Below are 14,852 nucleotides of genomic sequence, written 5' to 3'. Positions count from 1 at the left end.
TTATAGTATAAAATACGCGCCCTGAGTGAATTTGGTTTACTCAATGTTATTTTTTTAAGTTTTAGGAGAGCCTGTGCTCAAATCTCGTATCAAATATAATACTGCGTCTTTCGTAACAAGCGCTCCCGACATTACTAAATTACCTGCTGATACGGGAATTGAAGTTGCGTTTGCCGGTCGCTCCAATGCAGGTAAGTCGAGTGCATTAAATGCATTAACCGATCAGAAGCTAGCACGTACAAGTAAGACACCTGGACGTACTCAGCTAATCAATACATTCGATTTAGCGGATGTTGACGATATGCGCCTTATCGATTTACCAGGCTATGGCTTTGCTAAAGTACCAATCGAAATGAAAAAGAAATGGCAAAAGTCGTTAGGTGAATATCTGCAAAAGCGTCAAAGCTTAAAAGGTATTGTTATTTTAATGGATATTCGTCATCCATTAAAAGATTTAGACCGTGATTTAATTAACTGGGCAATTGGTAGTGAGATTCCAGTATTGGCACTATTAACTAAAGCCGACAAACTAAAGCAAGGCCCTCGTAAATCACAAGTACTGCAAGTTCGCCGTGAATTAAGCACGCTTGATGGGGATATTACAGTTCATGCGTTTTCATCATTAAAAGGCACCGGTTTACCAGAAGTAGCTAAAAAGCTAGATGAATGGTTTTTAGGCCCTGTTATTGCTGTACCACCTACCGATGAAACAATCACTGACGAAACAAACCCAGAGGCTTAAACGCTGGCGTTACGATAAATAAAACTGCTTTCCTGCAGATTTAATAAAATAGCCGAGCTTATCAGACTCGGCTTTTTCAGCCCACTGATAAAATACACTGCGTGAAACTCGCGCACTACAACCATACGGTAGCTTTAAATAAGGCACCTTTGAACCTTTGTAGTCTTTTATATACAAAGGCTGCTGAGCGCTCACTAGCCACTGCCTAGCTAAATTATCAATACAACACAACACTTGCCCTTGCGCTGTATTTTCAAAACGCCAATCAACAATAATAAACGGTGCATCTTCAACCGTTATTGTTATTTTTTCGACAGGGGTTTTTAAATAAAATTGCTCATCTTCTTTACACAATACAGAAGCAAACAGCTTCACCATGGCTGGGCGTGTTATTCCGCTGCCATCGTAAAACCATTTCCCTTCATTATTAATAACAATTGGCAGCTCCCCACAATGGTTAGGCTGCCAACTATCAAAAGGTTTGCTTGGCTCGCTTAATCGCTTGCTAAGCTCACTTAAAGAAATCACTGTTTTTTAAGTGTTATTGCAAATGTAACAGGCACAGCTGTGGCAATTGAAGGCAAGCCCGCTAACTCTTGCAGCTTTTTAACGCCTTCGGTTACACCAAAATCATCACTATTAATAATAATAGGTGTTAATGATGATACCGTTAAATCACCACTTTGCGTGCTGTTAACGAGTACATCAATTGCCAATGGTTTTTTATTACCATGAAAATCAAGCTCAGCTTTAATACCCTTCAATACATATTGACCAGGCTTTTTGATATTACTTAGCTCTTTAGTTAAATTTGCAGTTAAAACAGCATTGGGGAATTTAGCCGCTTCGAATAAAAATGTAGCTAAACGCTCATTACGAATAGGGATTAGAGTTTCGGCTGATGTTAAATCAACATTAACGCTAAACTCACCTTTATCAGAAAGCATACCTTCAAGGTTAGTAAAATGGTGAGCTTCAGCAATCGAATCTTTTTTAATTGAAACAAAGCTTAGTTGGCTTTTATCATTCACTAGCTGCCAATTGGCCTGAGCAACATTAGAAATAACTAAACTTGATAAAGAAAAACCTGCAATAGCTAATGCTTTAAACATAACGCACTCCTTAGTAATAAAATGAAAAGAATAAAAATGATAGCACTTCGATGGTATCACCTGCGATGTACCCAAACCACCTCGAAGTGACGAATGAACAATACAATTGGTATAGCGCAAAAAAAGAATTAATTAGATAGGATTTTTAGGCATAAAACAAAAAACGGCCCACCAAACAAGTTGGTAGGCCGGTATAGCAAACTGGGGAGAAGCTATCAATTTGTTGCACCCTTTCAGATGCATCATCAACAGGATGTCCTACAGGATAGGACAGGCGGGACTTTAGCAAAAGCACGCATTAAAATACAATCATATTCCTGTAAAATAGCTCGAATTGACGAACATATAACTATTTAATACAAATAGTTGCTTAAATTAACCTTATTTTAACTAAAGCTTGCATATAGCTAATTAAATAGCTGTTATTCGCCATTTTTATTAAACATAAAAAAAGCGCCAAAAGGCGCTTTAATTAAAATGCTCAAATTGCATTAATGGGCTTGTTCCCAGTTGTCACCTTCGTCGGCTTCAACAATAAGCGGCACATCAAGCGCTGCAGCTTGCGACATCAGCTCACAAATATGCTTTGTGTATTCTGGTGCGCAGTCTGTTTTAATTTCAAATACCAATTCATCGTGAACTTGCATAAGTAACTTAATCGTATTTGGCGCTTGTTCGTGTACCCAGCGGTTAACGCTCAGCATTGCCTTTTTAATAATATCAGCAGCAGTACCTTGCATTGGCGCATTAATAGCAGCACGTTCGGCTCCTTTTCTGCGCGCCCCATTACGTGCGTTTATTTCTGGCAAATGTAGGCGGCGACCAAATATTGTTTCAACATAGCCATTTTCAGCCGCTTTTTCGCGTGTTGTTTCCATGTACTCTAATACACCTGGAAAACGCTCAAAATACTTATCTATGTAATGCTGCGCTTCGTGGCGCGGCACATCTAGTTGACGTGCTAAACCAAATGCCGACATACCGTAAATTAAGCCAAAATTTACTGCTTTTGCCTTGCGGCGCATATCGGTAGTTACATCATCAAGCTCTACACCAAATACTTCAGCGGCAGTTGCACTGTGTACATCTAAGCCGTTAGCAAATGCATTTAATAAACCTTTGTCTTGTGAAAGATGCGCCATAATACGCAGCTCAATTTGGCTGTAATCGGCAGCGACAATTTTATAACCATCTGCAGCTATAAACGCTTCACGAATTCGACGCCCTTCTTCTGAACGAATAGGAATATTTTGTAAATTAGGATCGGTTGAACTCAAGCGCCCCGTTGCTGTAATTGCCTGATGATAAGACGTATGCACACGCTGGGTTTTCTCATTCACCATTAATGGTAATTTATCAGTGTAAGTTGATTTAAGCTTTGATAAACCACGATGCTCTATGATTACTTTAGGTAGTGGATAATCATGAGCAAGCTCTTGCAATACTTCTTCTGCGGTAGAAGGTGCACCTTTAGGTGTTTTTTTGATAATAGGCAGGCCAAGCTTTTCAAACAACAGTACTTGTAGTTGCTTAGGAGAGCTTAAATTAAATGGTTCCCCTGCTATTTCAAATGCTTCTTTTTCAAGCTCAATTAAACGCTCGCCTAAACGCATACTGTGTGCTGCAAGCATATTACTATCTATTGCAACGCCGGTTCGTTCAATATCAGAAATCACACTAACAAGTGGCATTTCTATATCTTCGAATACAGATTTTAGCTTTTCATCAGCCGCTATTTTTGGCCAAAGCACTTCATGTAGGCGCAAAGTAATATCGGCATCTTCTGCAGCGTAAGGCGCAGCTTTTTCAAGTTCAATTTGGTTGAAGGTAAGTTGCTTTTTACCTTTGCCAGCAATATCTTCAAAGCTAATATTTTTATGACCTAGATATTTAAGTGCTAGCGAGTCCATATCGTGGCGTGTACCCACACTATTAAATACGTATGACTCAAGCATGGTGTCAAACTTAATACCGTTTAACGCAAAACCTGCATTCGCTAATACACTTTTGTCGTATTTAAGGTTTTGCCCTACTTTAGCTTTGTTTTCATCGGCCAAAATTGGACCTAGCTTTTGCATTACAAATTCCAGACTTAGTTGCTCAGGCGCACCCGGGTAGTCATGCGCTAGAGGTAAATACACAGCTTCACCCGCTTTTACGGCAAAACTCATACCCACTAATTGCGCTTTCATGTAATCAAGGCTGGTAGTTTCTGTATCAAATGCAAATAACTCGGCACTATTTAATTGCTCTATTAACGTATCAAATTGCGCTTGCGTTAAAATAGTTTCGTAATGAGCATCTTCTACTTTTGGTAATTCAGTGGCTTCGGTAGGTACAGCTAGATGTGTTTCTGCATCTTTGGGGTTATCTAGTAACTCAGCTAACCAACGACGAAATTCGCACTCACCATATAGTGCAATTAATTCGTCTTTATTTGGCTCTTGTAGTTTGAACGTATCAAGATCTGATTCGACTTCAACATCGCACTTAATTGTTGCAAGCTCGTAGCTTAAAGGCAGATGATCGAGAGCTGCAGCTAACTTTTCACCTATTTTACCCTTAATCTCACTTGCGTGATCCATTACACCTTGCAACGAGCCATATTTCTCTAACCACTTAACGGCCGTTTTTGGACCACAGCCTTCAACACCTGGGATATTATCGACCTTATCGCCCATTAGTGCCAAGTAATCGATAATAAGCTCGGGGCCTACACCAAACTTTTCAACTACGGTAACGGGATCTGAAATACTGTCGGTCATCGTGTTTATTAATGTAACGTGTTCATTTACAAGTTGCGCCATATCTTTATCACCAGTGGAGACAAGGACATGCCGTTTTTGCTCAGTTGCAATGCGTGCAAATGTGCCAATAACATCATCAGCTTCAACGCCTTCGATACTAATTAGCGGAAAACCCATCGCTTTGATAATGCTATGTATTGGTGCTATTTGCGTACGTAAGTCATCCGGCATCGGCGGGCGATTTGCCTTATATTCGCTATACATATCGTTACGGAACGTTTTGCCTTTAGCATCAAATATAACCACCATGTGTGAGGGATCATATTGTCTGATCAAGCTTTTAAGCATGTTGATCACGCCATAAATAGCGCCCGTAGCCTCACCTTTAGAATTAGTTAAATGCGGCGGAGAATGATAAGCACGAAATAAATATGACGAACCATCAACTAAAATAAGCGGGTTTTCGGGGATCTGAGCCATGGTGAATTTGGATCCTAAATGCAAAAAATTAAGGTAATTATAAGCATGCCATAAGGTAGTAAATAAAACGACTGTGAATTACTGTTTATCGTGTTATTAAAACTAGAGCAAGCTGTGGATAAGTGTGTAGATAACAGCCACGAGCTATTCTTCCAAAGCATTATAAAATGCCTAGAAAATACTTTAACTGTATGTTTTAATTTAAAAAAAATAATACGAGGTTCTTTTTTTATTATTTTAAACCAATGTGGAAAAAGGTTTTCTAACGACTACTTCTGTTGTTATTCACTTTGATTATTCGCGTTCATTTAAATAACCGGAGGAGTATTCTAGCACAATGGATCGAAGATCATAGCGATCCTTTATAATTTTTTTAAAGGCAAAGTGATCGCAAATGGCATAAACCGCAAAACGACTTGCACTGCGAATGATTTTTGTACTAAAAATTTATTTTCGCGAGAAATTTTGAGCATGTTAAACTTCATCCGATCGACTTATAAAAAAGACTTTAGGGGCACAAAAGCATGAAAAACGTAGCAGTAATATTAGCAGGGTCTGGTGTGTACGATGGTAGTGAAATTAATGAAGCAATTTTAACTTTATTACATATAGCCAAAAATGGCGCAACGTATCAGTGTTTTGCACCAGATATTGAGCAACTTCATACCATAAACCATTTAACAGGTGAAGTAATGCCTGATAAACGCAATGTATTAACAGAAGCTGCTCGCATTGCACGAGGTGACATTAAATCGCTGATTGAACTAGACGTGACTCAGTTTGACGCATTAATTGTACCTGGCGGTTTCGGTGCTGCAAAAAACTTATGCGATTTTGCAATTAAAGGCGCAAAAGCAAATATCAATCAGGAAGTCCTTAATGCTTGTAAATCATTTGCAAAAGCAAATAAGCCTGCAGGTTATATGTGTATTGCACCCGCATTGATCCCATTTATTTACGATAACGCCGCACTTACTATTGGTAACGATGTAGAGACAGCACAAGCGCTAAGCACATTAGGCGCTAAACATATAGATTGTGCGGTTAACGGTGTAGTTATCGATGAACCAAATAAGTTAGTTACCACCCCTGCTTACATGTTGGCAGAATCGATTCTTGAAGCCGACGCAGGGATCGCAAAACTAGTTAGTAGCGTATTATCAATAAATTGATTTTGATCTTAGGATCTAAAAAGTTAATTGTATGACTGATTACGCTTATTAAATTGCTTAACAAAAAACAGTAAATAATTAAATTTTATTGCGTTAACGCAAAAAGTAGTCAGTTTTATTAATAAAAACGGCTCTTAGCATTTTATAAATTGGCTCAGAGAGTTATAATCGGTTTAATTTCCGTCATCTTTAATCGTGATTGATCACGTTCAAATCGAAGTGAGCAAGGCAAAATGAAAAAATTAACAGCTGCAGCATTATTATTGCTAGCAACCACTGCATACGCACAGCCATATGATAACTCTATGACTGAAGATGCAATTAAAGCACGTCTCGCGCCGGTTGGTGCTGTATACCTTGAAGGCGATAAAGCTGCAGTTGCAGCGGTGCCTACAGGTCCTCGTTCTGGTGAGCAAGTATATCAAGGTGCATGTTTTGCATGTCACGGCACCGGTGCACTAGGCGCGCCTAAATCGGCTGACGATTGGGCTCCACGTATTGCTAAAGGTAAAGATACTTTACTTGAGCATGCGCTAAATGGCTTTAATGCTATGCCTCCAAAAGGCACGTGTATGGATTGTTCTGATGATGAGATTAGCGCTGCTATCGACTTTATGACATCTAAATAAGCTCGATTGAAATATAAAAAAGGTTTACTTCTGTAAGCCTTTTTTAATGCCTAAAATAGTGTATCTAGCTACTGCTTTAGTAGGAATATCAACTTGACGATAAGCACTAAAAGTGAAAGTATAAGGCTAATAACTATACAATAAAAATAGCCGGTTAGATCATTGGAAGATAAACTATCAGTATCGAGTAAATTGGCGTATCAAAATAAACGCCTTAGAGCGCTTCTCGAGAAATACAAACAATCACATCACTTACAAAATGCCCTGATCCAATTATCAGAGCAGGCAAGTACTGTGGCCGAGCTGACCCTGCTATACCCCGCCATCCATGATATTTTACAAAAGTACGTACCTAGTAAAAGTTTTTATGTGGTGCTGCTAAATCAATACAGTCAATCACTGGAACTTTCTTACTTTTCAGATGAAAAAGATGGTATTGCCGTCGCCCTTAACCAATCAAATAGCTTTGATGAAGGCGCCACGGGTTATGTATTTAAACAGGGTAAAACCACATGTTTTACCAAGCAGCAAATGCAAGATGCTGCAGCAGAAGGTTTATTTAAAGCATTAGGCACTCCTGCCGAACACTGGGTAGGCGTACCTGTTTACCAAGAACACAATATTATCGGTGTATTAGCAGCTCAAAGTTACGATACAAAACAAGGCTATAGCTCACAGCAAATACAATTACTTGAGTTTATGTCGCTTTATTTGGCAACAGCAATAGAGCGTGTAAAAAAACGAGAGCTTCTTGAGTCAGAAGTTAAAATTCGCACCCGCGCACTCACTCAAAGTAACGATGCACTAAACCTTGAAATAGAGCAGCGTAAACGCGCACTTCAACGCCAACAAATTCTATTTAAAATATCTGAGATAGCAACACAAGCTAAAAACCTTGATGACGCTTATTTTAAAATACACGAAATAATAAAAACAATTACCTACGCAGAAAACTTATATATTGCACTTTATGATAAAGAAACAGGGTGGATTAGTTTTCCTTATTGCGTCGATGAATTTAAAGAAAATACACAGCCAAGACGCTTTGCTAAAGGTTATAGCGAACTGGTAATAAGCACCGAAGAAACACAACTAATACACCCATGTAGAGCAAAAGAATTAATAGAAAGCGGTGTAGTACAACGTTCAGCACCTGTACCAAAAGAGCAAATGGCCACTAGCTGGTTAGGCGCTCCACTTAAAACAGCTCAAGGTGTTATCGGCCTTATTGTTTGCCAAGCCTACGATAACAAACATATCTTTAGCCGGGATGATTGCGAGTTAATTACCTTTGTATCGCATCAAATTGCAGCTGTTTTACAAACAAAACTCGTCAATCAAGCAATTGCAAAAAGCCATCAAGAACTCGAATTTAGAGTAAACGAAAAAACCAAAGAATTGCGTCAAACTAATCTGCACTTACAAATGCAAATAGATGAGCGAAAAAAAATAGAGCTGCAGCTTTATCATGATGCACATCACGATTCACTTACGAGCTTGCCTAATCGTAGTCTATTTTTAACTCAGCTCGAAAAAACGCTACAACATTATCAACGTTTTCCTGAGCACCACTTTGCTGTTTTGTTTATCGATTTAGATAAATTTAAAGATATTAACGATCAGCTTGGCCACCATGCAGGCGATCAATTTTTAATTAACGTGAGTGAGTTATTTGCCCAATGTATACGCGAGCATGATTTACTAGCACGTTTAGGCGGGGATGAATTTGTTATTTTATTAACCCATTTAACTGAGCCTCAACAAGCAGAAGATGTTGCAAATCGTATTATAGATTTAATGAAAAAACCCTTTTATCTCAAAGGTGAATCTTTACAAAGTGGCGCAAGTATAGGGATAACCTACTCAAAGAAAAGCTATACGCATACAGATGAAATTATTCGTGATGCCGATGCCGCCATGTATCACGCCAAAAACTCAGGAAAAAATCGTTACGAGTTATTTCATCCGCTATTAACGCAATCAATACCTGCGCAGACTCTAAAAGCACAACATCACCTTGATATATTACCTATGAGTTTTAGAAGCTCAGAAATAATTACGCTTGATGAGCAACAACAGTCTGAATCTTTATTTGAAGCATTTGGTGAACACCCAATGCTTGGCTTTACTAGCTTTGATATTTTGAAAAAGTTTGCATCAGATAAAGAGCAGCATCTGCAAGTAGAGTTACAACTATTACAACGCGCCTATGCACAAGCAATTACTGCAAATGTAGCTATGGCATTGGTTCCTTGCTCTGGTTTGCTACTTGAGGAACACGAATTTGTTTTATTTACAGATACGCTAAATAAACAACAAGGACAAAGCCAACTCTGTTTATTATTTGATGAACAAGAAATTCGCCACGCATGTGCAACGCAAATAAAAAACCTCAAAACGCTATCACAACTTGGTTATTCAATTGGTTTAAACAATTTTGCTAAAGACAGGTGCGAACTTAATTTACTAACCGATATTAGTTTTGATTATTTACTACTTAGCTCGACCTTTAGTAAACGTGTTTTACAACAAGAAAGTTACGATTTTCAGCTACAGGGCGTGCTTGCAATTACAAAGCTCAAAGCAATGAAGGTCATTGCTAAAGGCCCTTCAATACTTAATTTTAGAGCTTTATTAGATAAACACGGTTTGGCATTTTTTGTAGGTAAACAACACGCTTTAGTATGCTCTGAGTTACCTGAAGTGCAAGCAACTCAGTCTCTATAAAGTTAGCCTGAGGTATTACTCAGGCTTTTTAAACATGGCGCGAAGGTTAGCGACTCTTGCTTGGCCTTTTTCCATGCGCTCTGCTTGGGTATTTGGCGCCTTTTTGTTTTCGAACGCGAGATCGTCCTGCGGTAACTCTTGTACAAATCGGCTTAATTCAGTTTGTGAGGTTTCACCAAATTGACGACGTACCTTTGCGTAAGTAAGTGTTAACTCCTGCTGTGCGCGAGTAATACCAACATAAGCTAAGCGACGTTCTTCATCTACGTTGTCCTCATCAATACTTACCTGATGCGGAAGTAAACCCTCTTCCATACCCACCATAAATACGTACGGGTACTCTAAGCCCTTTGATGCATGTAGTGTTGATAAGTGCACTGCATCGGTTTCATCTTCTTCTTCGTTACGCTCAAGCATATCGCGAAGGGTTAGCTTGCTAACAACCTCGGCTAATGTCATTGGTTCGTTGTCGGCATCACCGGTCAACATATCTGTTATCCAACGATACAGCTCTGATACGTTTTTCATACGCATTTCAGCCGCTTTTGCACTCGGTGACGACTCGTACAAATATGCCTCGTAATTAATATTACGCACTAAGTCTTTAACAGCTTCGAGCGTATCACCGCGTACTGCGTTATCAGATAGCTCAACAACCCAGCGTGCAAACCCAGCAAGCGCATTAAAGCCACGCCCTTTTAGTCTGTAGCCCAAATCGTTATCAAAACAGGTAGCAAACAAGCTCGCGTGCTTTTCATTAGCAAGCGTACCAAGCTTTTCAAGGGTAACCGTACCTATTTCGCGTCGTGGTGTATTTACGATACGTAAAAACGCATTGTCATCATCTTGATTAACTAATAGGCGTAAGTACGCCATAATATCTTTAATTTCTGAGCGAGCAAAAAACGACATACCGCCACTAATTTTATAAGGGATACGGTTACTCATTAGTGATTTTTCAAAGCCACGTGCTTGATGATTACCACGATATAAAATCGCGTAATCTTTATAGCTGGTTCGCTTCATAAACTTATGTGAAATTATTTCAGCAACCACACGCTCAGATTCATGCTCTTCATCGCGGCACCCTATTACTTTAATCGGCTCACCATAACCTAGTTCACTAAATAACTTTTTTTCAATATCGTGAGGATTATTGGCAATTAAAATGTTAGCCGCTTTTAGTATTCGCCCTGCACTTCGATAGTTTTGTTCAAGCTTTATAAGTCTAAGCCCTGGGTAGTCTTTACCTAATAACACTAAGTTTTGCGGGCGAGCACCACGCCATGAGTAAATTGATTGATCGTCATCACCTACCACAGTAAAACGGGCACGCTCGCCTACTAGCAATTTAACAAGTTGATATTGGCTTGTATTGGTATCTTGATACTCATCCACCAGCAAGTATTTAAAGCGTTGCTGCCAGCGCTCACGAGATGTGGCGTTATTAGTAAGTAACAAAGTAGGGATCATAATTAAATCATCAAAATCCAGTGCATTATAAGCACGCAGCTGGTTTTGATAGCGCCCATATAACTGCGCGAACAATGCTTTTTGCGGATCACGCGCTTCGCGTATTGCTTGCTCTGGCAGTACTAATTCGTTTTTCCAGCTACCAATTTCCATTTTAAGTAGTTTGAGTAAGTCCTTGTCTTTTTTGAGCTCATCTTCGGTGAGTTCACTAAGAAGCTGATTGGTATCTTGATCATCAAATAGCGAAAAGCCGGGTTTAAACCCTAATGTGCTTAACTCTTTTTTTATTATTTCTAAACCGAGTGTATGAAACGTTGATACCCATAAACCTTTAGCGTCTTGCTTACCGAGCGTTTGCAGTACTCGCTCACGCATTTCTTTGGCTGCTTTATTGGTAAAAGTAACGGCGGCTATATTTCGCGCTTTGTACTCACATTTTTTCACTAAATAAGCGATTTTATTCGTAATAACACGGGTTTTACCAGAGCCTGCGCCCGCGAGTACTAAGCAGGGACCACTAATATATTTTACGGCTTCATCTTGTTTAGGATTGAGTTTCATAACGACCAAAGAAATTTAAAAGACGCGCAATTTTAACGTAACCATTACAGCGAGCATAGCAATTGCCTTAATTAATTAAGGTAAAGATGATCATGTGTTAAATACCGTGGGTATAAGGTAATATTAGTTATTATCATTTAGGCAATGCCGAAGGTACAAATATGATCAACCCAGCAAAACTTGAAGAAATTGCTAAGCAAATTACTAGCAATATGCCGCAAGGTGTAAAAAACCTAGCAGACACACTCGAAGGTAAAACAAAGCAAGTTCTACAAAACAAGCTTGCTGAGATGGACTTTGTGAGCCGTGAAGAATTTGATGTGCAAAGCCAAGTACTTATTCGTACTCGCGAAAAGTTAACCGAACTTGAAGCTAAAATTTCATTGCTTGAGCAACAACTTAGCGCTAAAACTGACGCTGAATAATTATACCAATTGCATTAAATTAGTGTTCTATTATAGCGATAAGAAAATAGCTCAATAACAAGGCTAAAATTATGGTACGTAGTTGTTCTATATAAATAATTTTTAACGTAGTTAGTGAGTTATTTAATACACTAGGATGATCATTTTTTTAATAAAATTGGTATTAATTTAATGTACAAAAAAGGCAGCTCAGGCTGCCTTTTGCGTTTTACCAAGTTTATTCAAATAGCTCATCAAGTACATAATAAGACAACTTAGCCTGCTGAGCTAAACTCACACTCAGCATTTTTTGCGCAACTTGTTCGCCAGTTATTGGTTTGTAACGCTTTAAAAACGCAAATCGTGTAATAACAGGAAAAATAATACTGCCTATCTTTTCTGCCACTCTAAATTGCTCACGATCGCCTAATAATAAAGATGGTTGTAAAATACTTATTTTATCAAAAGGGAGTGCTTTAATATGTTGCTCAAGCTCTCCCTTCATTTTCAAATAAGCACTATTACTGTGCGTATTCGCCCCGCTTGATGACACTAAGCAATAATGCGTAACGCCATTACATGCCGCTAACTGCGCCGCTATAAACTGATAATCAAAATCTACTTTACGCTGAGCGTGTATCGAGCCCGCTCGTTTACGGGTTGTGCCCAAACACGAAAACAATACATCACCTTTAAAAAGCTCAACATATTGAGTTAATTTTTCAAAATCAATAACGTGATTAACTAGCTTTGCATGTGTGACAGGCAGAACTCGACGGCTTAACGTAACTACTTTTGTATAACGATCGCTATTAAGTAACTTATGGAGCAACTCATTACCGACCAAGCCTGTAGCACCTATCAACACCGCCGTTTTAGTCATGGATTTATTTATTTTCACCCACTTTTTTAAATACGTGTTGCACTGCTTTTTTGTAGCTTTGCGTTTCTTCACTCGCGCACGTTACTACAGATTCTAAATCATGAAGATGGCCGTTTTCTAAACCATAAACCCAACCATGAACGCTTAGTTCTTGGCCGCGCTCCCAGGCATCTTGCACAATGTTAGTACGACACACATTACGTACTTGCTCAATTACATTTAGCTCAATAAGGCGGCTTAAGCGTTCGCTTTCTGGCATTGCGTCAAGTTGTTCAAGATGCTTTTCTTTTACATCTCCTACATGGCGTAGCCAATTATCAATAAAGCCAAATTTAGCATTGTTTAAAACGGCTTGTACGCCACCACAACCATAGTGACCTACTACCATTATATGTTTTACTTTTAAAACCTCTACAGCGTACTGCATAACCGATAAGCAGTTATGGTCAGTGTGTACAACCACGTTAGCAACGTTACGATGTACAAATAATTCGCCTGGTAATAAATCAACTATTTGATTTGCAGGTACACGAGAGTCTGAACAACCAATCCATAAATACTCTGGATTTTGTTGCATAGATAAAATTTTAAAAAACTCAGGGTCTGCTTCACTTGTACGAGCAGCCCAACGTTTGTTGTTATCGAATAAATTTTTTAACTTTCTCATTGCATCTCTTATTAAGTCGAGGACGGAAATTTAATGGACATTAGCAAGAATCAAAATATTACGAGGCGTTAACTGCTTTTCACAAAACGTTTTAACGCTTACTTGATAACCTTGCTGTTGCAAATATAAAGCACGATCGAGCACAAGCCAAACTTCAATCGCTCTTCTGAACACATGTCGAACCAGTTCAACTCGGTCAGTTATTTTTTTTCGAGCCACCCCAACCTCTAAATATTTAATATAATCAATACCTTGAGGTAATTTCATTGCCTTTTCATCTGCAGCCCATGAACAAAACGATTTAAACGAATCTGAGAATATAGCTTTGTTAACCGACGGTACGCTTACGTAATATTGCTCGCCAGTGATCGACTTTCTTAGTGCATCAAAACCAAGTCGCCACTCAAGTTCTGTTTTACGTACTTTTTCCAGACGAGAGGGCGCTGTGACGGTTTCTTGTAATGCGAGCTTTAAATCACGATGCGTTAAATTAAGCTCACTTTTATTTGCAACCTCACTCATTGCACGGTACTCATTAGCCGTAAATAAATGGTAGCAACAAGGTGAAAAGCTAATTTGCTGTACTTTCGCTAAACTTGCTTGGCGCATAAATGCTTGGTGTAAGCCACCGCATGCGTGAAGCGCTACAGCATGCATGTCTGTATTAAAAAATTGAGTGATATCGTCTTTTAATACATCTGCTTGGCTAAAGTGCATTGCTAAGCCTTGTTGCTGTGCACTTTTTTGTCCTTGCTCGCATAAGCTTTGTTGAAGTTCAATACTATGTACATTACTTGCGCCATTAAACGCAAGCATTCGACCTAAGTGCCCTTTACCCGCGCACCACTCTAAAACAGGTTGTTTGGTATTAGGTAGTGCAGATACAAAATCTTGTAACTGTGCAAACTTACGACCTTTAATGCCGTTACTTATCCAAAATGGATAATCAGCTCGAGAGTGGGCTGTGCTAGGTAACTCGCATAACTTTACAAGTTCATCAAGTTGGTTTATGTGCTGGCTAAAAAATTGGTATAGCTGGTTTTGATCGTTATCAAGAACGCTTACCTGGTCATCAGTTAGTTCGCTAAGTATGCCTTGTAGCTCTGGCCAAGGTATAGTGTCAAAATCAAATGCAGTGCACTGCCAATACTGACGATGACGCATTAAAAGTGAATCAAGTGCTAAAAATTGCTCAGCTAAAGTCATAACAGCTTAAAAAATAAAAAAGACAATTAATTATATCAGTTTCGGGAAT

At 38.9% G+C, this 14,852-nt stretch carries 12 protein-coding genes; 5 read left to right on the top strand and 7 right to left on the bottom strand.

The features are described from left to right. The first annotated feature begins 73 nt into the window (after window positions 1–73). Complete coding sequence (gene yihA, locus I6F10_RS11590) at window positions 74–742, top strand: ribosome biogenesis GTP-binding protein YihA/YsxC (protein WP_007377272.1); 669 nt, start codon at window positions 74–76, stop codon at window positions 740–742. Window positions 743–751: 9 nt separating this feature from the next. Here the strand turns inward: yihA and I6F10_RS11585 are convergent, their stop codons facing one another. From I6F10_RS11585 to polA, 3 genes are all read right to left on the bottom strand, one after another. Continuing rightward, window positions 752–1,270 (bottom strand): DUF1285 domain-containing protein, encoded by a 519-nt coding sequence (locus I6F10_RS11585; RefSeq protein ID WP_165742842.1) that lies wholly within the window; start codon window positions 1,268–1,270, stop codon window positions 752–754. After that, entirely contained in the window at window positions 1,267–1,854 is a 588-nt protein-coding gene (locus I6F10_RS11580; protein ID WP_024605301.1) for a YceI family protein, read from the bottom strand. Before I6F10_RS11580 ends, I6F10_RS11585 begins: the two co-directional genes overlap by 4 nt. Before the next feature lie 491 nt (window positions 1,855–2,345). Next, window positions 2,346–5,081 carry a DNA polymerase I gene (gene polA / locus I6F10_RS11575; RefSeq protein WP_002959914.1) on the bottom strand — a complete coding sequence of 912 codons (2,736 nt, stop codon included), beginning with the start codon at window positions 5,079–5,081 and terminating at the stop codon, window positions 2,346–2,348. A gap of 524 nt (window positions 5,082–5,605) precedes the next feature. On the opposite strand from polA, the gene elbB reads away from it, so the two are divergent. The 3 genes from elbB (at window position 5,606) to I6F10_RS11560 (ending at window position 9,609) form a co-directional block, all read left to right on the top strand. Then, the gene (gene elbB, locus I6F10_RS11570; RefSeq protein WP_165742841.1) at window positions 5,606–6,253 is read left to right on the top strand and encodes an isoprenoid biosynthesis glyoxalase ElbB; all 648 of its coding nucleotides are present in this window, start codon (window positions 5,606–5,608) and stop codon (window positions 6,251–6,253) included. A 233-nt stretch (window positions 6,254–6,486) separates the two neighbouring features. Then, the gene (locus tag I6F10_RS11565) at window positions 6,487–6,882 is read left to right on the top strand and encodes a c-type cytochrome (RefSeq protein ID WP_165742840.1); all 396 of its coding nucleotides are present in this window, start codon (window positions 6,487–6,489) and stop codon (window positions 6,880–6,882) included. A 162-nt stretch (window positions 6,883–7,044) separates the two neighbouring features. Then, window positions 7,045–9,609 (top strand): diguanylate cyclase domain-containing protein, encoded by a 2,565-nt coding sequence (locus I6F10_RS11560; RefSeq protein WP_165742839.1) that lies wholly within the window; start codon window positions 7,045–7,047, stop codon window positions 9,607–9,609. A gap of 15 nt (window positions 9,610–9,624) precedes the next feature. Here I6F10_RS11560 and rep read toward each other — a convergent pair whose 3' ends face one another. Further along, on the bottom strand, window positions 9,625–11,643 hold the full coding sequence (gene rep / locus I6F10_RS11555; RefSeq protein WP_165742838.1) for a DNA helicase Rep: 2,019 nt from the start codon (window positions 11,641–11,643) through the stop codon (window positions 9,625–9,627). Between the two features lie 161 nt (window positions 11,644–11,804). Between rep and ubiK the strand changes: the two genes are divergently transcribed. Further along, window positions 11,805–12,068, top strand: coding sequence for a ubiquinone biosynthesis accessory factor UbiK (gene ubiK, locus I6F10_RS11550; RefSeq protein ID WP_165742837.1), 264 nt, complete (start codon window positions 11,805–11,807; stop codon window positions 12,066–12,068). Between the two features lie 217 nt (window positions 12,069–12,285). Here ubiK and I6F10_RS11545 read toward each other — a convergent pair whose 3' ends face one another. The 3 genes from I6F10_RS11545 to I6F10_RS11535 are packed head-to-tail and all read right to left on the bottom strand — an operon-like array spanning window position 12,286 to window position 14,803. Then, complete coding sequence (locus tag I6F10_RS11545; protein WP_024596948.1) at window positions 12,286–12,930, bottom strand: NAD(P)H-binding protein; 645 nt, start codon at window positions 12,928–12,930, stop codon at window positions 12,286–12,288. 4 nt (window positions 12,931–12,934) lie between these two features. Then, complete coding sequence (gene can / locus I6F10_RS11540; protein WP_002959903.1) at window positions 12,935–13,597, bottom strand: carbonate dehydratase; 663 nt, start codon at window positions 13,595–13,597, stop codon at window positions 12,935–12,937. A 30-nt stretch (window positions 13,598–13,627) separates the two neighbouring features. Next, on the bottom strand, window positions 13,628–14,803 hold the full coding sequence (locus I6F10_RS11535; RefSeq protein WP_165742836.1) for a methyltransferase: 1,176 nt from the start codon (window positions 14,801–14,803) through the stop codon (window positions 13,628–13,630). Window positions 14,804–14,852: the final 49 nt, after the last annotated feature.

This window comes from Pseudoalteromonas sp. SWYJZ98 (assembly GCF_015864495.1).
In the GTDB taxonomy this organism is placed as follows: Bacteria; Pseudomonadota; Gammaproteobacteria; order Enterobacterales; family Alteromonadaceae; genus Pseudoalteromonas; species Pseudoalteromonas distincta.
Note: the sequence above shows the minus strand (reverse complement) of the source record. Positions and strands in the feature narration are given on the sequence as shown.

What these genes read in the sequence shown, in the direction of transcription:
- I6F10_RS11565 (WP_165742840.1), top strand. Translation starts at nt 6,487, where the DNA reads ATGAAAAAATTAACAGCTGCAGCATTATTATTGCTAGCAACCACTGCA.
- I6F10_RS11580 (WP_024605301.1), bottom strand. Translation starts at nt 1,854, where the DNA reads ATGTTTAAAGCATTAGCTATTGCAGGTTTTTCTTTATCAAGTTTAGTT.
- ubiK (WP_165742837.1), top strand. Translation starts at nt 11,805, where the DNA reads ATGATCAACCCAGCAAAACTTGAAGAAATTGCTAAGCAAATTACTAGC.
- polA (WP_002959914.1), bottom strand. Translation starts at nt 5,081, where the DNA reads ATGGCTCAGATCCCCGAAAACCCGCTTATTTTAGTTGATGGTTCGTCA.
- I6F10_RS11545 (WP_024596948.1), bottom strand. Translation starts at nt 12,930, where the DNA reads ATGACTAAAACGGCGGTGTTGATAGGTGCTACAGGCTTGGTCGGTAAT.
- I6F10_RS11535 (WP_165742836.1), bottom strand. Translation starts at nt 14,803, where the DNA reads ATGACTTTAGCTGAGCAATTTTTAGCACTTGATTCACTTTTAATGCGT.
- can (WP_002959903.1), bottom strand. Translation starts at nt 13,597, where the DNA reads ATGAGAAAGTTAAAAAATTTATTCGATAACAACAAACGTTGGGCTGCT.
- rep (WP_165742838.1), bottom strand. Translation starts at nt 11,643, where the DNA reads ATGAAACTCAATCCTAAACAAGATGAAGCCGTAAAATATATTAGTGGT.
- elbB (WP_165742841.1), top strand. Translation starts at nt 5,606, where the DNA reads ATGAAAAACGTAGCAGTAATATTAGCAGGGTCTGGTGTGTACGATGGT.